The sequence below is a fragment of the Chitinasiproducens palmae genome, from assembly GCF_900095735.1.
Taxonomy (GTDB): domain Bacteria; phylum Pseudomonadota; class Gammaproteobacteria; order Burkholderiales; family Burkholderiaceae; genus Chitinasiproducens; species Chitinasiproducens palmae.
This window is the reverse complement of sequence record NZ_FNLO01000004.1, coordinates 46,431-67,751: the sequence shown is the minus strand read 5'-3', so window position 1 is coordinate 67,751 and position 21,321 is coordinate 46,431. Positions and strand designations below refer to the sequence as shown.

At 67.0% G+C, this 21,321-nt stretch carries 16 protein-coding genes; 9 read left to right on the top strand and 7 right to left on the bottom strand.

What is annotated here, in order from left to right:
- Positions 1-82 precede the first annotated feature (82 nt).
- Together metG and BLU54_RS07940 are read right to left on the bottom strand one after the other, a co-directional pair.
- Positions 83-2,224, bottom strand: a complete 2,142-nt coding sequence (gene metG / locus BLU54_RS07945) for a methionine--tRNA ligase (RefSeq protein ID WP_091907355.1) — start codon at positions 2,222-2,224, stop codon at positions 83-85.
- A gap of 582 nt (positions 2,225-2,806) precedes the next feature.
- Positions 2,807-3,454, bottom strand: a complete 648-nt coding sequence (locus BLU54_RS07940; protein ID WP_091906832.1) for an OmpA family protein — start codon at positions 3,452-3,454, stop codon at positions 2,807-2,809.
- Between the two features lie 183 nt (positions 3,455-3,637).
- Here BLU54_RS07940 and apbC point away from each other — a divergent pair, with 183 nt between their 5' ends.
- The 5 genes from apbC (at position 3,638) to BLU54_RS07915 (ending at position 11,668) form a co-directional block, all read left to right on the top strand.
- On the top strand, positions 3,638-4,732 hold the full coding sequence (apbC, locus tag BLU54_RS07935) for an iron-sulfur cluster carrier protein ApbC (protein WP_091906830.1): 1,095 nt from the start codon (positions 3,638-3,640) through the stop codon (positions 4,730-4,732).
- 110 nt (positions 4,733-4,842) lie between these two features.
- Positions 4,843-5,394, top strand: a complete 552-nt coding sequence (locus tag BLU54_RS07930) for a superoxide dismutase family protein (RefSeq protein ID WP_170845077.1) — start codon at positions 4,843-4,845, stop codon at positions 5,392-5,394.
- A 225-nt stretch (positions 5,395-5,619) separates the two neighbouring features.
- Positions 5,620-6,189 carry a dCTP deaminase gene (gene dcd / locus BLU54_RS07925; protein ID WP_091906826.1) on the top strand — a complete coding sequence of 190 codons (570 nt, stop codon included), beginning with the start codon at positions 5,620-5,622 and terminating at the stop codon, positions 6,187-6,189.
- A 397-nt stretch (positions 6,190-6,586) separates the two neighbouring features.
- Positions 6,587-8,860 (top strand): arginine/lysine/ornithine decarboxylase, encoded by a 2,274-nt coding sequence (locus BLU54_RS07920; RefSeq protein WP_091907353.1) that lies wholly within the window; start codon positions 6,587-6,589, stop codon positions 8,858-8,860.
- Positions 8,861-9,082: 222 nt separating this feature from the next.
- Positions 9,083-11,668: a response regulator gene (locus BLU54_RS07915; protein WP_091907351.1), complete on the top strand. Its 2,586-nt coding sequence runs from the start codon at positions 9,083-9,085 to the stop codon at positions 11,666-11,668.
- Positions 11,669-11,728: 60 nt separating this feature from the next.
- Here the strand turns inward: BLU54_RS07915 and BLU54_RS07910 are convergent, their stop codons facing one another.
- Positions 11,729-12,493 (bottom strand): SDR family oxidoreductase, encoded by a 765-nt coding sequence (locus BLU54_RS07910; protein ID WP_091906824.1) that lies wholly within the window; start codon positions 12,491-12,493, stop codon positions 11,729-11,731.
- Positions 12,494-12,657: 164 nt separating this feature from the next.
- Between BLU54_RS07910 and BLU54_RS07905 the strand changes: the two genes are divergently transcribed.
- Positions 12,658-13,074 carry a winged helix-turn-helix transcriptional regulator gene (locus tag BLU54_RS07905; RefSeq protein WP_091906822.1) on the top strand — a complete coding sequence of 139 codons (417 nt, stop codon included), beginning with the start codon at positions 12,658-12,660 and terminating at the stop codon, positions 13,072-13,074.
- A gap of 252 nt (positions 13,075-13,326) precedes the next feature.
- On the opposite strand, the gene hmpA is transcribed toward BLU54_RS07905, so the two are convergent.
- Entirely contained in the window at positions 13,327-14,568 is a 1,242-nt protein-coding gene (gene hmpA / locus BLU54_RS07900) for an NO-inducible flavohemoprotein (protein ID WP_091906820.1), read from the bottom strand.
- Between the two features lie 90 nt (positions 14,569-14,658).
- Between hmpA and BLU54_RS07895 the strand changes: the two genes are divergently transcribed.
- Complete coding sequence (locus BLU54_RS07895; protein ID WP_091906817.1) at positions 14,659-15,132, top strand: Rrf2 family transcriptional regulator; 474 nt, start codon at positions 14,659-14,661, stop codon at positions 15,130-15,132.
- 64 nt (positions 15,133-15,196) lie between these two features.
- Here BLU54_RS07895 and BLU54_RS07890 read toward each other — a convergent pair whose 3' ends face one another.
- From BLU54_RS07890 to BLU54_RS07880, 3 genes are all read right to left on the bottom strand, one after another.
- Positions 15,197-15,964 carry a DUF481 domain-containing protein gene (locus BLU54_RS07890; RefSeq protein WP_091906815.1) on the bottom strand — a complete coding sequence of 256 codons (768 nt, stop codon included), beginning with the start codon at positions 15,962-15,964 and terminating at the stop codon, positions 15,197-15,199.
- Positions 15,965-16,604: 640 nt separating this feature from the next.
- On the bottom strand, positions 16,605-18,002 hold the full coding sequence (gene argH, locus BLU54_RS07885; protein ID WP_091907349.1) for an argininosuccinate lyase: 1,398 nt from the start codon (positions 18,000-18,002) through the stop codon (positions 16,605-16,607).
- A 184-nt stretch (positions 18,003-18,186) separates the two neighbouring features.
- On the bottom strand, positions 18,187-19,017 hold the full coding sequence (locus tag BLU54_RS07880; RefSeq protein ID WP_091906813.1) for a helix-turn-helix transcriptional regulator: 831 nt from the start codon (positions 19,015-19,017) through the stop codon (positions 18,187-18,189).
- 248 nt (positions 19,018-19,265) lie between these two features.
- Between BLU54_RS07880 and BLU54_RS07875 the strand changes: the two genes are divergently transcribed.
- Both BLU54_RS07875 and hemC read left to right on the top strand, forming a co-directional pair.
- Entirely contained in the window at positions 19,266-20,042 is a 777-nt protein-coding gene (locus BLU54_RS07875) for a class I SAM-dependent methyltransferase (protein ID WP_091906811.1), read from the top strand.
- A gap of 124 nt (positions 20,043-20,166) precedes the next feature.
- Positions 20,167-21,138: a hydroxymethylbilane synthase gene (gene hemC / locus BLU54_RS07870; protein ID WP_091906808.1), complete on the top strand. Its 972-nt coding sequence runs from the start codon at positions 20,167-20,169 to the stop codon at positions 21,136-21,138.
- Positions 21,139-21,321: the final 183 nt, after the last annotated feature.

The following is a 21,321-nucleotide window of genomic DNA, read 5'->3' as shown; positions in this document are numbered from 1 at the left end:
GCCAGGAAAAAGCGCCGTGCCCGGCGCCGGCCAAAAAAAAAGCGCCGTTCCCGGCGCTTTTGTCATCACGGCGATTCGGCGTTCAGCGGATCCGCATTCCTGGCTGCGCGCCCGCGTCGGCTTCCAGCACATACAAGCCGGGCGACGCTTTCTCGTCGGCGGCCGAGGCGGCCAGCACCATGCCTTCGCTGACGCCGAACTTCATCGTACGCGGCGCGAGGTTGGCGATCATCACCGTCATCTTGCCCACCAATTGCTCCGGCGTGTAGGCCGAGCTGATGCCCGAGAACACATTGCGGGTCCGGCCCTCGCCCGCGTCGAGCGTCAGGCGCAACAGCTTCTTCGAGCCTTCGACGCGTTCGCAAGCGACGATTTTCGCCACGCGCAGGTCGATCTTCGCGAAGTCGTCGATCGTGCACGTCTCTGCGAGCGGCTCGATGGCCAGCGGACCGCTGTCGTCGTTCGACGCCGCGCCGGCCGCCGCCGCCGCGTTGCCGGATGCCGCGGCGCCGGACGGCGTGGTGTTCTGTGCGGCGAGCGAGTCGCGATTCGCGGCCAGCAACGCATCGATCTGGCGCGCCTCGATCCGGCGTGTCAGATGCTGATAGGGCTGGGTCGGGTGTGCCGACGACAAAGGCGTGGCGACGTCCTCCCAGCCGAGCGGGCCGACGGCAAACAGGGTCTCGACCTTGGCCGCGAGCGCGGGCATCACTGGCTTGAGCGCAATCGTCAGCAGCCGGAATGCCTCTAGACTAACGCTGCATACCGCGTGCAATCGGGCCGCGGCGTCCGGCAGCCGCGCCAATTCCCACGGCTTTTCGGCATCGACGAAGGCATTGACCCGGTCGGCCAGTTCCATCGTCTCGCGCAACGCACGGCTGTATTCGCGCTGTTCGTAGCGCGTCGCGATCGAAGGCAAGGCGGCACGCAAACCTTCCAGCAGCGGCGCGGCCATCGCGGCGTCATCGACGCGTCCCTCGAAGCGTTTCTGCAGGAAGCCGGCCGTTCGGCTCGCGATATTGACGTATTTGCCGACGATGTCGCTGTTGACGCGGCTGACGAAGTCGTCCAGGTTGAGGTCCAGGTCCTCCATCGACGCGTTGAGCTTGGCGGCCAGGTAATAGCGCAGCCATTCCGGGTCCAGACCCGCATCGATGTAGCTTTGCGCGGTGATGAAGGTGCCGCGCGACTTCGACATCTTCTGGCCGTCGACCGTCAGGAAGCCGTGGGCGAATACGTTGGTCGGCGTGCGGTGACCGGAGAACGCCAGCATGGCCGGCCAGAACAAGGTATGGAAATAGAGAATGTCCTTGCCGATGAAGTGGTACTGCTCGGTGCCACTGTCAGGCCTTACCCATTCGTCGAAGTCCAGGCCCCGCTTCTCGCAGAGGTTCAGGAAGCTCGCGTAGTAGCCGACCGGCGCATCCAGCCAGACATAGAAGAATTTGCCCGGCGCGTCGGGAATTTCGAAGCCGAAATACGGCGCGTCACGCGAAATGTCCCAGTCGCCCAGCGTGCCGGCTTCGTCATCGCTGCCCAGCCACTCGCGCATCTTGTTCGTGGCTTCCGGCTGGGCGAGTTTCGCCACCCAGCCGCGCAGGAATTGTTCGCAGCGCGGGTCGGACAGCTTGAAGAAATAGTGCGTCGAGCGGCGCCGCACTGGCGTTGCGCCTGATACGACCGAGTAGGGTTCGACCAGATCGGTCGGCGCGTAGGTCGCGCCGCACACTTCGCACGAATCGCCGTATTGGTCCTTGGCGCCGCACTTTGGGCACTGGCCCTTGATGAAGCGGTCGGGCAGGAACATTTCCTTGACCGGATCATAGGCCTGCTCGATCTCGCGCGCCTCGATCAGGCCTGCATCACGCAAGGCGAGATAGACCTTCTCTGACAGGCGGCGGTTCTCGTCGGAATCGGTCGAATAGTAATTGTCGAACGAAATACCAAACGCATCGAAATCCCGCTTGTGCTCGACCCAGACGCGCTCGATCAACTGGCGCGGCGTGAGCCCTTCCTTTTCGGCGCGCAGCATGACCGGGGTGCCGTGAGTATCGTCAGCCCCGACGTAATACACCTCGTGACCGTGCATGCGCATGGTCCGCGCCCAGACGTCGGTCTGCACGTATTCAACCAGGTGGCCGATGTGGATCTGGCCGTTGGCGTAAGGCAGGGCGGAGGTAACGAGGATCCGGCGAGGGGCGGTTTGTTCGGCTTTTTCGGACATGGCGGCGGACGACGGCGGCTGCATTGGTGCTGGAGCCGCATTCTAGCAGTTGGGTGCACCCCCGCCGCTTGGCCCCTGGCCCCGCCGAATTTCGACTGGTCAGCCGCGACACCTTTCCGTCAAATCCCTTCAACCTCGCTCCGCCAGCGCTAGGATCGATGCCCATCACAAGACATCAGATGGTCATTTTACGATATTTCACCGTCAATGACGGTGATTTTGCGTCTAATTGACTTCTATCTTTGGCGTGGCGGAGGCTGGCTGACGACGAGCCGCCGCTGGTATGGGTCATCACGGCACTGAGTGCTGTCCGATCGCGAGCGGGCCGGACGCATGGCGCTGCGGTACGATGGCTCGCGCGTGGCGGCGGCCCGCATCTCTCGTCCGCCCGCATCCCGTCGGCGCCGCGCTAAGGGATACACCGCTTTCTGCCACCGCTCGAATGGGCAAAAAAAAACCGGGGCAGCGCCCCGGAGCAACAACGACAAGAGGAGAATGGTGACGCGGCGGTCAGGCACCGCGGCGTCCCATTAAGACTGACAGCCTTTCTTGCCGCGAGTTCGAAAAATTTTTTAAATTTTTTTACGAGGGCTGGCGGGTCGCCCGCAGGTAGATCTCCACGCGGCGATTCTGGGCCCGACCTGCCTCAGTCGTGTTGTCCGCGATCGGCTGATTCTGGCCCATGCCCTCGGCGGTGATGCGGCTGGCGGGCATGCCGTGCTGGATCAGATAGTTGGCGACGCTTTGCGCGCGGTTCACCGACAAGGTCTGGTTATAGGCCGGGCTGCCGGTGCTGTCCGTATGACCGACCACTTGCGCCACCAGTTCCGGGTGCTGGGTCAAGGTCTGCGCGACTTGTTCGAGGACCGGCGCGAAGCTCGGCTTGACCGTGTAGCTGTTGGTATCGAACGAGATCGCGCTAGGAATGTTGACCTTCAGCGAACCGTCCTGCTGCTCGGTCACCTGGGTACCGGTGCCGGCGGTCGCGCCGGACAGGCGTTGCTTGATTGCGGTCCAGTTGTAGCCAGCGATACCGCCCGCTGCCGCACCCACGGTGCCGCCGATGATGGCGCCCGTACGATTGCCGGCGAGTGCTCCGATGCCCGCGCCCACGGCAGCCCCGGCGCCAGTGCCGATGGCGGTATTGCGCTGTTGGGTGTCGGCGCAGCCGGCAAGTAGCGAGACGGCCACGGCGGCCGTGGCAAGTTGAGCGGACAGCAATTTCTTCATCGGTTCCTCCTTGTGAACGGCAGTGCAGACGGCGGCGATAGCACCTAAAATGGCGCGGAAGCCGTGCGCCGCTGGTCAAGCAACTTGCATTCCAAGCGACGACGCCGGCTGCCGCGCCGATCGGGCGCACCTTCTCTTTCCAACGCACCGGACGATGCGCCGGTGTCGTGCCAAGGAACAGCCATGTTCACAAAGGACAGTGTCCAGCGCGTGCTTGCCAGCGTGATCGACCCGAACACCGGACGCGATCTGGTGGCCTCGCGCAGCGTCAAATCGATCGATGTCTCCGCTTCCCGCGTCAGCGTGCGCATCGTGCTCGGCTATCCGGCGCGCAGTCAGCTCGAACCCATCCGGCAGGCGGTACTCGCGGCCTTGCTTGCCGAGCCCGAATGGCCCGCGGGTGCGCAGGCCGACGTCGTCGTCGATTTCGAGATCGTCGCGCACAGCGTGCAGCGCGGCGTCAAGCTGGTGCCAGGCGTGCGCAATATCGTCGCGGTCGCGTCCGGCAAGGGCGGCGTCGGCAAGAGCACGACGGCCGCCAACCTCGCGCTCGCGCTGGCCGCCGAGGGCGCCAGCGTCGGCCTGCTGGACGCCGACATCTACGGACCGTCGCAGCCGACGATGCTCGGCATCAGCGGCCGTCCCGAATCGCCCGACGAAAAGTCGATGAATCCGCTGGTTGGCCACGGCATCCAGGCCAATTCGATCGGTTTTCTGATCGACCCGGACAACCCGATGGTCTGGCGCGGGCCGATGGCCACCTCGGCGCTGGAGCAACTGATCAACCAGACCAACTGGCGCGACCTCGACTACCTGATCGTCGACATGCCGCCCGGCACCGGCGACATCCAACTGACGCTGGCGCAGCGCGTGCCGGTGACGGGGGCGGTGATCGTGACCACGCCGCAGGACATCGCGCTGCTCGACGCGCGCAAGGGCGTGCGCATGTTCGAGAAGGTCGGCGTGCCGATTCTCGGCGTGATCGAGAACATGAGCGTGCACATCTGTTCGAACTGCGGTCACGCCGAGCACATCTTCGGCGAAGGCGGCGCGCAGAAGATGTCGGAGGATTTCAAGATCGACTTCCTGGGCAGCCTGCCGCTCGACATCCAGATCCGCATGCAGGCGGACTCCGGCGTGCCGACCGTGGTCGCCGCGCCCGATTCGAAGGCAGCGCACATCTACCGTCAGATCGCGCGGCGTGTCGCCGTTGCGATCGCGGCCAAGCAACGGGACATGAGCGGCAAGTTTCCGAACATCGTCGTGCAGAACACGTGATCCATCGTGCGGCGCCGCGCCCGCGCGGAACCGCTATGATGGTCGTGCGGACTGCCGAAGCGCAGCCGCCGCAAGTGGCCGGCGCCCGCGGCCCGAGCACAGGAGGTTCGATGCGACTGCAAGCCCGATTGCGGCAGGTGACGGGCGTCGGCGGATTCGGCGCGGCGGGCTGCGCTGGTTTGTTGCTGTCAGGTTGCGCGTTGTTCGGCAGCCATCCGCACGAGGCGGAAGCGCGGCTTTGGCCGACGGCCGATGCCCGCGTGTACGGACGCATTGCGCTCGCCGAGGGCGCCGACGGCTTGCAAATCAGCTATGACGTGCGCGGCCTGGCGCCAAACAGCGTGCACGGCATGCACATTCACGAAACGGGTCTATGCTCGGGCCCCGGCGCGAGCGACGCCGGACCGCACTTCGACCGCGAGGGCACGGCGGGCGCCGCCACCGCAGCGCAGCCCGACACCGCCAGTGGCGACTTGCCGAACATCCGCGCCGATTCGAGCGGCGTTGCGATCGGCGTGGTCGTGACTCGTCGGCTCGCGCTGGACGGCGTGCGTTCGGTGCTCGGGCGCGCCGTCACCGTCGACCGCGAAGCCGCCGGCATGACCGCAGGTGCAACGGCCAGTGCTGCCGAGCATATCGCCTGCGGCGTGATCGGCACCTGAGCGCCTCGACGTGCCCGACCGCGCATGGCGTCGGCGCAGCCCAGGCCCGACTGCCGGCGCACGGCAGGTCGCGGTCGCGATCGACGCCGCGCGCCGCACTGCCGAGGCGTCCCCGCAGCCTCAAGGGTCGAATCGTGCCGTCCCGGTGCTTCGAGTAGAATGCGCGTTCCGCGCAACCCCAGCGCATCATCGCAAGCGTCAGCGGCGCGACAGCCTTTTCGAGCAATGACAATCAAATCCGACAAATGGATCCGGCGCATGGCGGAATCGCAGCGGATGATCGAGCCTTTCGAGCCCGGTCAGGTCCGTGCCAGCGCCGATGGCCGGCGCATCGTCAGCTACGGCACCTCGAGCTACGGCTACGACATCCGTTGTGCCGACGAATTCAAGATCTTCACCAACATCAATTCGACGATCGTCGATCCGAAGAACTTCGACGAGGGCTCTTTCGTCGACTTCAAGGGTGATGTCTGCATCATTCCGCCCAATTCGTTCGCGCTGGCGCGCACGGTCGAATACTTCCGCATCCCGCGCAACGTGCTCACCGTGTGCCTCGGCAAGTCGACCTACGCGCGCTGCGGCATCATCGTCAACGTGACGCCGTTCGAGCCGGAGTGGGAAGGCTACGTCACGCTGGAGTTTTCCAACACGACGCCGCTGCCCGCCAAGATTTACGCGAACGAAGGCGTGGCCCAGGTGCTTTTCTTCGAAAGCGATGAAGTGTGCGAGGTCTCCTACCGCGATCGCGGCGGGAAATACCAGGGCCAACGCGGCGTGACCTTGCCGCGCACCTGAGCGGCGGCTTCGCCGCCGATGGCAGGCGCGCCGTTTGCTGCGCCAGCCCCCGCGGGTTGCCGGTGCCCGCGGCCGCGGTGGGCGAGTGGCCTCGCGCACGCTGCATGAGGGAAGCTGCGTGAGGCAGGCTGCATGAAGCAAATCGCATGAAGCAAGCGGCATGAAGCAAGCGGCATGAAGCAAGCGGCGTGGCGCAAGCCACCGATGGCAATCGGCTGCCGGCCGGCCGGCCGGCGCGCTGCGCCATGCGTGGCATCTGGCACGACGCGCCGTAAGTTTCAAGCCGATGGCTGCCGGCCGACACCGGATCGTCGCGCGCCGGTGCACAGACGGCGGCCAGCACCCACGTTTGTATCTGTTTTCGTTTCCGTTTCCGATTCCGTCGCGGAGCAGTCTGATGAAATTTCGCTTTCCCGTCGTCATCATCGACGAAGACTTCCGGTCCGAGAACATCTCGGGCTCCGGCATCCGCGCGCTCGCCGAGGCGATCGAAGGCGAGGGCATGGAAGTCCTCGGGTTGACGAGCTATGGCGACCTGACGTCCTTCGCGCAGCAGGCCAGCCGTGCGTCGTGCTTCATCCTGTCGATCGATGACGACGAACTGCTGCTCGCCGGACCGGACGAGGACAGCGTCGAAGAGGCTCACGCAATTGCCGCGCTGCGCGCGTTCGTGGCCGAAGTGCGGCGTCGCAACGCCGACCTGCCGATCTTCCTGTATGGCGAGACGAGGACGTCGCGGCATATCCCGAACGACGTGTTGCGCGAGCTGCACGGTTTCATCCACATGTTCGAGGACACGCCCGAATTCGTCGCGCGCCATATCATCCGCGAGGCGCGCAACTATCTGGACTCGCTGGCGCCGCCGTTCTTCAGGGCCCTGACCCACTACGCGGCGGACGGTTCCTATTCCTGGCATTGTCCGGGCCACTCGGGCGGGGTCGCGTTCCTGAAGAGCCCGCTCGGACAGATGTTCCACCAGTTCTTCGGCGAGAACATGCTGCGCGCCGACGTCTGCAACGCGGTCGACGAACTCGGCCAATTGCTCGACCATACCGGCCCGGTCGCGCGTTCCGAACGCAACGCCGCACGCATCTTCTCGGCCGACCATCTGTTCTTCGTGACCAACGGCACGTCGACGTCGAACAAGATCGTCTGGCACGCGACGGTGGCGCCGAACGACATCGTGCTGGTGGACCGCAACTGTCACAAGTCGATCCTGCACGCGATCACCATGACCGGCGCGATTCCGGTCTTCCTGACCCCGACGCGCAATCACTTCGGCATCATCGGGCCGATTCCGCTCGACGAGTTCCGGCCCGAGAACATTCGCCGCAAGATCGAGGCGAACCCGTTCGCCCGCGAGGCGCTCGCGGCGCGGCCGGAGGCCCGGCCCCGCATCCTGACGCTGACGCAAAGCACCTACGACGGCGTAATCTACAACGTGGAGATGATCAAGTCGCTGCTCGGCGACGAGGTCGACACGCTGCATTTCGACGAAGCGTGGCTGCCGCACGCGAGCTTTCATGCGTTCTACCAGGACATGCATGCGATCGGCCCGGAGCGCCCGCGCACCCGTGCCCTGGTCTTTGCGACCCATTCCACGCACAAGCTGCTGGCCGGCATCTCGCAGGCATCGCAGATCCTGGTGCAGGATTCGTCGGAGAGCGTCTTCGACCAGCACCGTTTCAACGAAGCCTATCTGATGCACACGTCGACGAGCCCGCAATACGCGATCATCGCGTCCTGCGACGTGGCCGCGGCGATGATGGAAGCGCCCGGCGGCCCCGCGCTGGTCGAGGAATCGATCGCCGAGGCGCTCGACTTCCGCCGCGCGATGCGCAAGGTCGGCCATGACTATGGCGACGACTGGTGGTTTTCCGTGTGGGGGCCGGACGCGCTTGCCGAGGAAGGCGTCGGCGACCGCGACGACTGGATGCTCGCGCCCAACGACCGTTGGCACGGCTTCGGCGACCTCGCCCCCGGCTTCAACATGCTCGACCCGATCAAGGCGACCATCATCACGCCGGGCCTCGACGTCGACGGGCAGTTCGGCGAGAACGGCATCCCGGCGGCGATCGTCACCAAGTATCTGGCCGAGCACGGCATCATCGTCGAGAAGACCGGCCTGTACTCGTTCTTCATCATGTTCACGATCGGCATCACCAAGGGCCGTTGGAACAGCATGGTGACCGAGCTGCAGCAGTTCAAGGACGACTACGATTCGAATCAGCCGCTGTGGCGCGTGCTGCCGGAGTTCATCGCCCAATATCCGCAGTACGAACGCATCGGGCTGCGCGATCTGTGCGCCGAAATCCACAGCGTCTACAAGGCGAACGACGTCGCGCGCGTGACCACGGAGATGTACCTGTCGAACATGGAGCCGGCGATGAAGCCGACCGACGCGTTCGCGAAGCTCGCGCATCGCGAAATCGACCGGGTGCCGATCGACGAACTCGAAGGCCGGGTCACCAGCATCCTGCTCACGCCGTATCCGCCGGGCATCCCGCTGCTGATCCCGGGCGAGCGTTTCAACCAGATCATCGTTCAGTACCTGCGCTTCGCACGCGATTTCAACCAGCGCTTTCCCGGCTTCCACACCGACATCCACGGTCTGGTCGGCGAGCGCGTCAACGGACGGATCGAATACTTCGTCGATTGCGTCCGGCAGTGAAGTGGCATGCCCACGGGCGCGGCGGCGATCCCGCCTGGCCCGGGGGCAGCCGATCCATCCGCCGCCGGCCGCCGTGCCGATGCGATCGCGACGCCAACCGACCGCATCCTCATCGGCACCTTCAACGGTACTTGCAACGGCATCCCATCCACGCCTCGTTTCTCACCGTTTTGCGACGAAGTGACTGATCCCGCCCAAACCGCCGATGCCGGCAGCGCCGGCATGAGCCAACTCATCGCTGAATTCGACTGGTCGACCACGCCGCTCGGGCCCCGCGCCCAGTGGTCGCCCAGCATGCGCGCCTGTGTCGCCAGCATGCTCGCCTCCCCGGTCCCGCTCACCCTGATGTGGGGCCGCAGCGGCATCCTCCTGTACAACGACGGATATGCACGGATGGCCGACGATCGCCATCCGGACATCCTCGGCATGTCCGCCTTCGATGCCTGGCCCGGCGCCGCGGCTTTGAACCGGCACGTGGTCGAGTCCGGTTTCGCGGGCCAGGCGTTGCGCTACCGCAATCACCGCCTGTTGCTGCACCGGCGCGAGCAGGTCGAGGAAGCATGGTTCGACCTCGATTACAGCCCCGTCTATGACGAAAACGAGACGATCGTTGCGGTACAGGCGATCGTGCTCGAGACCACCGACCAGATCGCGGGCGAGCGGCGCCTCTCCGTCCTGCGTTCGGTCAGTGAGCGACTGGTCGCCGCCACCGTCAGCGCCGCGCTTGGCTCGATGGTCAACACGCTGAGCAGCGAGGCGGAGATCGATGTGCCGTTCGCCACCGCGCTGGTACTCGACGCCCACGGCAGTCTGGTGCCGGTGGCCTCGTACGGCGCGGTATGGCTGGGTGGCAGCGTACCGGTGAGCGCCGACCTGGCCGCGGACGGCATGCCCGCGCAGGCCGAAGCGAAGGGTCTGGTGCGCGCGGCGTTCGGCGATGGCGTGACGCGCGTCGGCAGCGTCGATGCGCTGTTCGGCGCGCTGCCGGCAACCGCGTCCGGCCGCGCCTTCATGTTGCCGCTCACCGCGATCGGCACCACGGTCGGCGTGCTGGTGGCCGGCAAGAACGCAAGCTTTGCGCGGGATACCCGCTATGAATCGTTCTTCGAATTGATGGCCCGGCAGTTCTCTGCGTCGCTTGGCGTCGTGAAGGCCCTGCAGGAGGAACGCGAACGCGCGCGCACGCTGACCGAGCAGGTCGAGAAAGCGCTGGGCGAGCGCGCCGTCGCGGAGGCGCAGCTACAGCAGTCGCAGCGCATGGAGGCGCTGGGCAAGCTGACCGGCGGCGTCGCGCATGATTTCAACAATCTGTTGCAGGTAATCAGCGGCAATCTGCAATTGCTCACGGCCGACGTGGCGGGCAACGAGCGCGCGGAGAAACGGGTTCAGAACGGCTTGGCCGCCGTCAACCGCGGCGCGCAGCTCGCGTCGCAACTGCTCGCCTTCGGGCGGCGCCAGCCGCTGGCGCCCAAGGTGGTGAACGTCGGCCGCTTCGTGCGCAACATCGACGACATGCTGCGCCGCACGCTCGGCGACGGCGTCGAGGTCGAGACCATTGTCGCGGGCGGGCTGTGGAACACGTCGATCGATCCAGGCCAGTTCGAGAACGCGTTGTTGAATCTGGCGATCAACGCGCGCGACGCGATGGAAGGGCATGGCAAGCTGACCGTCGAAGTGGGCAATGCGTCGCTCGACAGTGAATACGTACGCTTCCACAGCGATGTGCTGCCCGGACAGTATGTGATGCTGGCCGTCAGCGACGACGGCTGCGGCATGACGCCGGACATCATCTCGCACGTCTTCGAGCCGTTCTTCACCACCAAGCCGGAAGGGCGCGGTACGGGGCTGGGACTGTCGATGGTGTACGGTTTCGTCAAGCAGTCCGGCGGCCACGTGAAGGTCTACTCGGAGCCGGGCCAGGGCTCGACCGTGCGGCTCTACCTGCCGCGCGCATATGCGCCGGAACAGCCGGTGGCGCCGGTCGACACCACCGCGCCGGTGCGCGGCAGCGAGACCATCCTGGTCGCCGAGGATGACGAAGCCGTGCGGGAAACGGTGGTCGCGATGCTGCTCGACCTCGGTTATCAGGTCCTGAAGGCCTCCGATGCAGCCAGCGCGTTGACGATCATCGACAGTGGCGTGAACATCGACCTGCTGTTCTCCGACGTCGTGATGCCAGGGCCGCTGCGTAGTCCGGAACTGGCACGACGGGCGCGCGAGCGCCTGCCGGACATCGCGGTGCTGTTCACCTCGGGCTATACCGAAAACGCGATCGTCCACGGCGGCCGCCTGGATGCGGGCGTCGAACTGCTGTCCAAGCCGTATTCGCGGGAGGCGCTCAGCCGCAAGATCCGGCACGTGCTGAACAATCGTGCACAGGCGAAGCAGGCGGTCTCCGACGTGCAGGGCGCCTGGCCGGTCATTCCGGCGGTGGCACGCCGCGCCGACGTGCTGACCATCCTGTTCGTGGAGGACGATGAGCTGATCCGCGAAAACATGGCGGAACTGGTCCGCATCGACGGCCATGCGGTCATCGAAGCGGGCAATGCGGCGCAGGCGCTGGCGCTGCTCGAACAGCAGGCAGTCGACGTTCTGTTGACGGATGTGGAACTGCCGGATCTGTCCGGTCTCGACCTGGCGCGTCGCGCGCGGGCGCGCCTGCCTGGCCTGGGCCTGGTATTCGCGACCGGACATGCGGACGTTGGCCATCGCGATGATGCCGCGATCGCCGACGCGAGCCTGCTGCGCAAACCGTACAGTCGCGCCGCACTGAACGAGGCGTTGGCGCGGGCTGCCGGGCGCGACTGACGGTGGCGCCGCGGTGCACGTCTGACAGCGCCGCCGCCGCCGCCGCGCGGCGGGCGGCCGCTAGCCGCGCGGCGCGTTCAACATCTCGAAGCGCTCGCGATACGTGTCGCGGCCGGCTTCGGCGGCAAAGCGCAGCGGGTGGACGCGCTGCACGAGGATTTCCGTCGCCTCTGGCTGCGTTTCGAGAATCTGCATGACTTCGGCGATGAAGTCCGCAAGCGGCATGGCCATCGGGTCGCGCGCCTGCTGTTCGCCCATCAGTTCCGTTTGCACGTAGGGCGGCGCCAGTTCGAGCACTTCGACGTGGCTGCCGCGCAGTTGATGGCGCAGCGCCTCGCTGAAGCCGTGCACGGCTGCCTTGGTCGCGCTGTAGGTCGGCGTCTGCGCCTTCGGGACGAAGGCCAGGCCCGACGAGACCATCATCACGGTGGCGCGGGTCTGGCGGCGCAGCAGGGGCAGCAGCGCGGCGCTGAGCCGGATCGGTGCGAGCAGGTTGGTCGCGATGGTCGCCTCCGCGGTGTCGAGGTCGACGGTCTCGGCACGCCAGTCCTCGGCCTGCATGATGCCGGCGTTGTTGATCAGCACGTTGAGCGTAGGAAAGCGCGCAGCGATATCCTGCGCGAAACGCGCGATGCCGGCGGCATCGCGCGCGTCCAGCACGGCAGTCTCGATGCCCGGATTGGCGGCGGCGACTTCGGCGAGCGCTGCCTCGCGTCGGCCTGCGACGATCACGCGGTTGCCGCGCGCATGGAAAGCTTCGGCCAGCGCGCGGCCGATGCCGGAACCGCCGCCGGTGATAAGGATGGTGTTGCCGCTGATCTGCATGTTGCTCTCCGGTGTGGGATCGACTCAGCATAGGCGGCTTGGCGCCGGCTTGGAAGTAGGCACTTTTTCGTGCGGTACTTACCCGCCGGTAAGAAACGTGCTCAGGCAGGCACCCAGGCAGGCCTGACGCGGTGGTTTGCGATGCAACGCGGAGAACAGCGACGATGGCGAAGGAAAGGAAATCTGACGGCGACGACGGTGGACTGGTCTTCACGTCGCCGCACGGCCAGCTGTCGACCCCCGAGACCGATCGGTTGGTATTGGAAGTGATCGGGCGCGTCGCGGACAAATGGACGATGCAGGTGCTGGAAGTGCTCGCCGAACGTGGCCGGCTCCGCTTCACGCGCGTGGGCGAGTTTGTCGGCGACATCAGCCAGAAGATGTTGACGAAGACGCTGCGTAATATGGAAGCCGACGGCTTCGTGCAGCGCACGGTCCACCCTGAAGTGCCGCCGCGGGTCGAATACGAGCTGACCGAACTTGGTCGTAGCCTTGGGGCGGCGCTGTGCACGCTGTGGCAATGGGCCGAGGACCACCATGTGGAGTTGTCGGCGATGCGCGCGCGCTTGGCACGGCGGTGAGCCGCGCGGCGGTGCGCGGCAACGCGGGCCCGAGGCTAGCCGCCCGAGCCCGCCGAGCCACCTTGGCCAGCCCAGACCATGCGCGAAGCCAGACACGGGTGGCCACGCGCGAAGCCGCGCAGGCGCCCGCTGAGCGGCCGACCTCGGCCATGCGCTGCAGCGGCTCGATGTCCGTCTAATGGCGCTCCAATGCCGCGCTGCTTCCGACCTGCTTCCGACCTGCTTCCGAGCTGTTTCCGAGCTGTTTCCGCTTCAGGCCGCCGCAGCGGCCGGCGTGGCGAGCGTGTCGGCGGGACCAAAGAACTCGTAGTGCACGCGCGCCTGCGGCACGCCATGCGCCAGCAGCCCGCCGATGATCAAGGCCAGGAACGGCTTCGGACCACAGACGAAGTAGTCCGCTTCGTCGAGCGGCGTGTTCGCGGCGAGCCAGGCCGGTTCGATCAGGCCGGCGGCATCGTAGTCGCGGCCCGCCCGGTCGTCGGCGTCCGGGCGAGTGTAGACGATGTGCGTGTGGAGTCCCGGCATGCGGCGCGCCAGCTCGGCGACGTGGGCGCGCATGGCGTGGGCACGGCCATTCATCGCGCCGTGAACGAACCAGACCGGGCGATTCGGCGCGCTGTGCGCGATCGCGTCGAGCATGCTGACCATCGGGGTGAGGCCGACGCCGCCGCTGACCAGCACGATCGGCGACGCGGCGGCCGGATCGGCAAAGAACTCACCTGCCGGCGCCGCGGCCTGCACGAGCGTGCCCGGCTTGGCCAGGTCGTGCAGCCAATTCGAGACGATGCCCGGCATGACGCCCGGCCGCGCTTCCCGCTTGACGGTGATGCGATAGGCGCGCGTGTCGGGCGCCGACGAAATCGAGTAATTCCGCTTGAGCGGCGGCTGGCCCGGAATCGTCAGGGATAGCCCAAGATACTGGCCTGGGCGATGCGGCAGCACCGGCTTGCCATCGGCCGGCACCAGTACGAAGGAACGGATCACGTCGCTTTCGTCGACCACGCGCTCGATCACGAAATCGCGCCAGCCGGCCCAGCCGCCCGGACTGCTCGCCCGCTCGCGATACAGCGTCGCTTCGCGGCCGATCAACAGTTCGGCCAGGAACCAGTAGGCTTCACCCCACGCCGCGCAGATTTCGTCGGTGGCGGCTTCGCCCAGCACGTCCTGGATCGCGCCCAGCAGCGCTTCCGCGACGAACGGGTAGTGCTCCGGCAGGATGTTCAACGCGACATGTTTCTGGGCGATTCGCTCCACTGCGCCGCCCAGTACTTCGAGACGGTCGATGTGGCGCGCATAGGCGAGCACTGCATCGGCGAGTGCGCGCGGCTGCGAGCCGGTTTCGCCATGGTGCGACTGGTTGAAGAGGTCGCGGATCGATTCGTTGACGAACAACCGCTGGTACATGCGGCGCGTGATCGCCAGGCCGTGCGCTTCGAGCGCCGGCACCGTGGCCTTGACGAGAGCGATGGTTGCGGGGCTGAGCGCGGTGGGCATGACAGGGATTTCCTATAAAATGTATCTCCGATGCATCTTATCGGGCGTCGGAATAAGTTGCAAACAAAATACATCTTTAAGGGAGCGACCATGCGTCTCACGCGCTACACCGATTACGCGCTACGCACGCTCGTCTATCTGGGCCTGCGGCCGGGCCAGCAGGCGTCGATCGCGGCGATCGCGCAGGCCTACGACATCTCCGAAAACCACCTGACCAAGGTGGTGCACCATCTCGGCAAGCTCGGCCTGATCCTGACCACGCGCGGGCGGGGCGGCGGTATACGCCTGGCGCGGCCGGCCGAAGACATCGTGATCGGCGACGTGGTGCGCCAGGTCGAGGACGACATGGTGATCGTCGAATGTTTTGGCGAGGCGTCTTGCGCCGTGTCGGGCACCTGCCGCCTGCAGGGCATCCTAGGCGAGGCGCTGCAGGCGTTCCTGGCGGTGCTGGACCGCTACACGCTGGCCGATGTGCTTGCGTTCCGCCCGGCGGAGATGGCCGCCGTGCTGGGTGTGCCGATCGATCTGTCGCAACTGCGTCGGGCCGTGGCGGCCGGCGCCTGAGTGCTCAGGCGCTGGCCGGGTGCGGCACGTTCGGCCGCACCCAGTCGCAGCTTGAGCGGCACGATTACTTCGCGCCGAACGTGTAGCCGATCGAGGTGACGAACAGCGTGTCCATCTTCTTGACCTGATAGACCGGATGGTTCTGATAGCGGTTCTGCAGCGACACGTTCAGATTGAGCCGGTCGCTGAGCTTGGTGGTCAGGCCAACGTCGAGCTGGGTGCGGAAGTAGCCTGGATAGCCGAGGTTCGGATACACCGCGAAGCGCTCGTTGAAGGAGACGGTGTCGCTGACCTTGCGGTTCCACTCCTGACCAAGCACCAGTTCCGGGTAGTTGCGTTGCTCGGTCTTGTAGCGCTCGTAGTTGTACGACAGACCGCCGAACACATTGAACGTTTCGTCGGTGCGGCGAATCACGTGGTAACCCATGCCGCCCGCGATCGACGAGCGGAAGTTCAAGTCCTGTAGCTCGTTGCGTTCGAGGTCGAGCGAACCGAAGGTGTACACGCGCTCGTTCAGGTTGTGGGTATAGAGGGCGTTGGCGCGGAACAGATTGTTCGAAGTGGACTTGTTGCCGTCGTTGTCGGTCTCGGTGCCGTACAGGCCCGTGAACGACGCAGTGAACTTGTTGATGTGGTCGGCCCACGTCGCGTTGGCCGAAGCGTTGATGCTGGCGGAGGTGGTATTGCCGGACGCGGCGCTGAGACCGGCATTCACCGAGCCGCGCCACTGGCCGTCTTCCTTGACGGGTTGGGCCAGTGCCGGCGTGGCGGCCGCGAGGCCGATGGCTGAGAGAGCGGAGAAGGCGAGGGTGAGCGTGCGAGCAGTAGTCATTCGTCCTGTGAAGGTGGGGCACGCGTGCTGACCAGGCGGCAGCGCGGTGCGAATCGGCCGCAAGGGCCGGTTGCAAGAGACGGCACGGCGGGCGTGCTGGCGGACGCCGGCGCGGTGGCCGGCGGATTGAGGTCGCTTGACGCGCGGCGACCCGCTTCGACGACGGAAGTCGTCGACACATCATTATGCCGGTCGCGCAACGATCGCTAACATATAAAGAATTGCAAATCGTTACAGGCGTCGCGGCGCGGCTGTCTGTCCGCCACCGCACGTTGCGTTGCGGCCCCCGCCGGCGGCGCCACACTCGCCAGGCAGAGCGGGCGCGGATGCCATGCGCCGGAGCAGGACGGGACGTCGAGCCATCGGGAGTTCAGCCGGCGCGACGGGGCGCAGATCAGGCAGGCGGGAGCGTCGGTGCGGCTGTGGGACGCGGCGGGACGGCGGGGGCGGCGGCGGTCGGCAACGACTGATGCGGCATGGCTTGGCATGGTCGCGTGCAGGCCCGCACCGACGCGGTTCGATGGACTGGCCGGTGCTGCAGAACTGCGCCGCGCGGTGCCGGGGCTTTCGGGGCCAGCACGCGGGGGCCACGGCCGGCGCCCGCGCTTGCCGGCCACGGCCCGCTCATGCCTGGGACGATTCAGCCCCGCGCGCGCGCGATCGCCTGGCGCACTTGTTCGGGGGCCGTGCCACCGATGTGATTGCGCGACTGCACCGAACCATCCAAGGTGAGGCTGTCGCGCAGGTCGTCGCCCAGGTAGGTCACGACTTCCGGCAGCGCCTGGCGCATTTCCTCGACCGACAGATCGGCCAGGTCGCAGCCGCGTTCGACGCAGACCCGCACTGCCTTCGCGACCGCTTCGTGCGCATCGCGGAACGGCAGGCCGCGCTTGACCAGGTAGTCGGCGAGGTCCGTCGCGGTCGAGAAGCCCTGCAACGCGGCGTCGCGCATCGCGTCTGCCTTCACGGTGATGCCGGCAACCATCTCCGCGAAGATGCGCAGCGTGTCGGCGACCGTGTCGACCGTGTCGAACAGCGGCTCCTTGTCTTCCTGATTGTCCTTGTTATAGGCGAGCGGCTGACCCTTCATCAACGTCAGCAGCGCGACCAGGTGGCCATTGACGCGTCCGGCCTTGCCGCGCGCCAGTTCGGGCACGTCCGGATTCTTCTTCTGCGGCATGATCGACGAGCCGGTGCAGAAGCGGTCGGCGATGTCGATGAAGCCGACCCGCGAACTCATCCACAGCACCAGTTCCTCGGAAAAGCGCGAGACGTGCGTCATGATCAGCGCGGCGGCCGCCGTGAACTCGATTGCGAAATCGCGATCGGACACTGCGTCCAGCGAGTTGCGGCAGACTTCGTCGAAGCCGAGTCGCTTGGCGACCGCCTCGCGATCGATCGGATAGGTCGTGCCCGCCAGCGCGGCGGCGCCGAGCGGCAGCCGGTTGACGCGGCGCCGGCAGTCGGCCAGCCGCTCGGCATCGCGGCCGAACATCTCGACGTATGCCATCAGATGATGACCGAAGGTCACCGGCTGCGCGACCTGCAAATGCGTGAAGCCCGGCATGATGGTTGCCGCGTGCTGTTCGGCCAGGTCGAGCAGCGCCGTGCGCAATTCGCCGAGCAGGCCGACGATCCGGTCGATCTCGCCGCGCAACCAGAGACGGATGTCGGTCGCTACCTGGTCGTTGCGCGAGCGGCCAGTGTGCAGCCGTTTGCCGGCGATGCCGATCAGCGAGGTCAGCCGCGCCTCGATGTTGAGGTGCACGTCTTCGAGGTCCAACTGCCATTCGAATTCGCCGCGTTCGATCTCGCCCCGGATCTGCGTCATGCCCTGTTCGATCGCGGCAAGATCGTCGGCCGCGATGATGCCCTGGGCCGCGAGCATCGCCGCGTGCGCGAGCGAGCCCTCGATGTCGACGAGGGCCAGACGCTTGTCGAAGAACACCGACGAGGTGTAGCGCTTGACGAGTTCGGACATCGGCTCGGAGAAACGGGCCGACCAGGCTTCGGCTTTCTTCTGGAATTGCGAGGTCATGGATGCGGGCGGCACGCGGAGTGCCGGATAGCAGGGTTGGACAGCACGGCTGTGAGCGCGGCGTCGCGATGCGCGATAACCATTCGGCGCATCGCGACGCAACACGTCGGTCGATGTCGGCGCTGAAACGCGGCTGACGTCTGCCGCGGCCGGCTTCTGCCGCGCTCGCGACGAGGATGCGGGATTATACCGTTGCGCCGGCGCCGTCCATGCCGGCTGCGTTGGCGCAACCATCGGCGCAATGCACGAGCATCACCAGTTTCAGGTCGGCGCGCGACGCCGCCCGCCAGGTCAACTGCTCGTAGGTCACCGGGCCGTCCAGCGGATGCAGGAAGGCCCGGCTGCCGCCTTCGCGCGCGTCCACCTGCTGCAACCGCCAGTAACGCGCGAACAGCGCACTGTCCCGCGTCAATCCGTCGATCAAGGCCGCTGTCGACGGTGCGTCGGACCAACTGCCGGTGTCGGCGCGGAACTCGGCCACCAGCCGTCGCGCGCGCTCGTCCCAATCGACCACCAGCGTGCGCGCCGCCGCGCAGCAGAACATATAGCGCAACAGATTGGTCTCGCCGTCCAGCCAGCCGACGAACAGGTGAGCGGCGTGGGCATTCCACGAGACGGCGTTCCAGTCACGGTCGAGCACGTAGGCCGGACTGGGCAGCGATGCCACGCAGGCGTGCAGCCCGGCCGGCAGGTCGGCCGGCGGCGCCAGCGCGACGGCGGCCGGATCGTGCCGCTGGGCCAGTTCGAACAGGTAGGCCCGCTCGGCCTGCCGCAGCGCAAGCGCATCGGCGATGCGGGCCAGCGCGGCGGACGACACCGAAACGTCGTGCCCCTGTTCGATGCGTGTGTACCAGGCGGCGCTGACCGCGGCAAGCTGCGCCACTTCCTCGCGGCGCAGCCCCGGCGTGCGTCGCCTCGCGCCGGCGACGATGCCCAGCGCGGCGGGCGCGACGCGTTCGCGCTGCGCCCGCAGGAAGCGGCCGAGGGCTGCTGGGCCGAACACGGAATCCGACATGGTAAGCGTCCGTATACCAGGATAAAAGGCCGTCTTGTCATGGGTTGACGGCGCGCCTATTGTAGCCTCCAGGCCCCGCTTCAGCGCCGCCGCCGCGGTCTGCCGAGCCCTGCGCCACAACCAGCGACAGGGCCGAACGGCATGACTGAGCGGCGTGGACTGAACGACATGGCCAGCGATGCCCTGTCGACAGACCGTTCACGATTCGGCCGCGCGTCGGCGCCTTCCGTCCCTACAGGAGAAAGAACATGCAGCAGCACGATGTTGTCGCCGGCGCCTTCGGCGCAACGGCCGCTTCCTATCTCAGCAGTGCCGTCCATGCCTCGGGCGCCGATCTCGGCTGGCTCGCCGATACCCTGCGTGCGGTCGAGACACCGCGTCACGCGGACGGGCTGCACGTACTCGACCTGGGATGCGGTGCCGGACACGCCAGCTTCGCGGTCGCGCCGGTCAGCGCATCGGTCTGCGCGTACGACCTGTCCGCCGACATGCTGCATGTCGTCGAGGCGGCGGCCGCCGACCGCGGCCTGGCCAATGTCCGTACGCAGCAGGGCGTCGCCGAGCGGCTGCCGTTCGAGGACGCCTCGTTCGACTGCGCGGTGAGCCGCATGAGCGCACATCACTGGCGCGACGTCGGCAGCGCGCTCGCGGAGTTGCATCGGGTCCTGCGGCCGGGCGGCCGCTTCCTGCTGATCGACGTCGCGGGCGGCGACGATCCGCTCTGCGACAGCCACTTTCAGGCGGTGGAACTGCTGCGCGACGGCTCGCACGTGCGGGACTACCGGCGCGACGAGTGGCTGTCGATGCTGGCGGACAACGGCTTCCAGGCCAGCGTCAGCGATCACTGGTGGCTGCGCATGGCGTTCGACACCTGGGTCGCGCGGATGCGCACGCCGCCGGAACGTGTCGCCGCGATCCGCTCGCTGTGGTCCGGCGCGCCCGACGAGGTGCGACAGCACTATCGCGTCGAGGCGGACGGTTCGTTCCAGCTTGAAGTGCTGTCCTTCGCCGCGACGCGCGTCTGACGGCTGGCCCGGCGAATCGGCTCTCCGCCGATTTGCCGACGGGCCGACGGGCCGCACGGGCCAGATCGGCGCGGGTCGCGTGCTACCATCCCTGGCTCCGTCACCGCGCCGCCGTCCCATTCGCATGAACCCCTCCGCCGACCTCCCGCTGCCCACTCGTCTCGTGATCGCCTCGCGCGAAAGCCGGCTCGCCATGTGGCAGGCGGAGCACGTGCAGGCCTGTCTGCGCGCCCGCTATCCGCAATGCCAGGTGGAGATCCTCGGCATGACCACGCGCGGCGACCAGATCCTCGATCGGACGCTGTCGAAGGTGGGCGGCAAGGGACTGTTCGTCAAGGAACTGGAAAACGCGCTGGCCGATGGACGCGCCGATCTCGCGGTGCATTCGCTGAAGGATGTGCCGATGACGCTGCCCGAGGGGTTCGCGCTGGCCACCGTGATGAGTCGTGAGGACCCACGCGATGCGCTGGTGCTGCACCCCGATCACCTCGGCCGGACGCTGGCCACGCTGCCCGCCGGCGCGGTGGTCGGCACCGCCAGCCTGCGGCGCGAGGCGATGGTTCGGGCGGCATTTCCGCATCTCGATGTGCGGCCGCTGCGCGGCAATCTCGACACGCGGCTCGGCAAGCTGGACCGCGGCGAATATCAGGCGATCATCCTTGCCGCGGCCGGTCTGAAACGGCTGGGTCTGACCGCGCGCATTGGCGCCTTGCTCGACGCCGAACAGTCGTTGCCGGCGCCAGGGCAGGGCGCGCTCGGTATCGAGATTGCGGCGGCGCGCGACGACGTGCGTGCCGCGCTGGCCCCGCTGCACGACAGCCCGACCGAACTGGCGGTGACGGCGGAACGAGCGGTGTCCCGCATGCTGGGCGGCAGCTGCGAGGTGCCACTCGCCGCCTACGCCGATTGGCACGACGAGCGCCTGCGGCTGCGCGCGCGGCTGTCGATGCCGGACGGCAGCCGGATCGTCGTGGCGCAGGACGAGGCGGTGCGCCCCGACTGCGCGGCAGCGGATGCGCTGGGCCGCACGGTCGCGCAGGCGCTGATCGACCAGGGCGGCATGGACATCGTCGCTGCGCTGACGACGACGCACTGAGGCCGCGGCGTGACGGGCGCGCCCAACGACGACACGACGCCGCCGGACGCAAGGGGCGCGACGCCACGCGACGGCTTGGCAAGTGCGGACGCGGCCGGTGCCGACGCGCCGTCCGCTCCAGCCGGTGCAGCCGACCCCGCCGGTGCCGACAGTCCGACCGGGCCGACCGGGCAACGCGCGGAT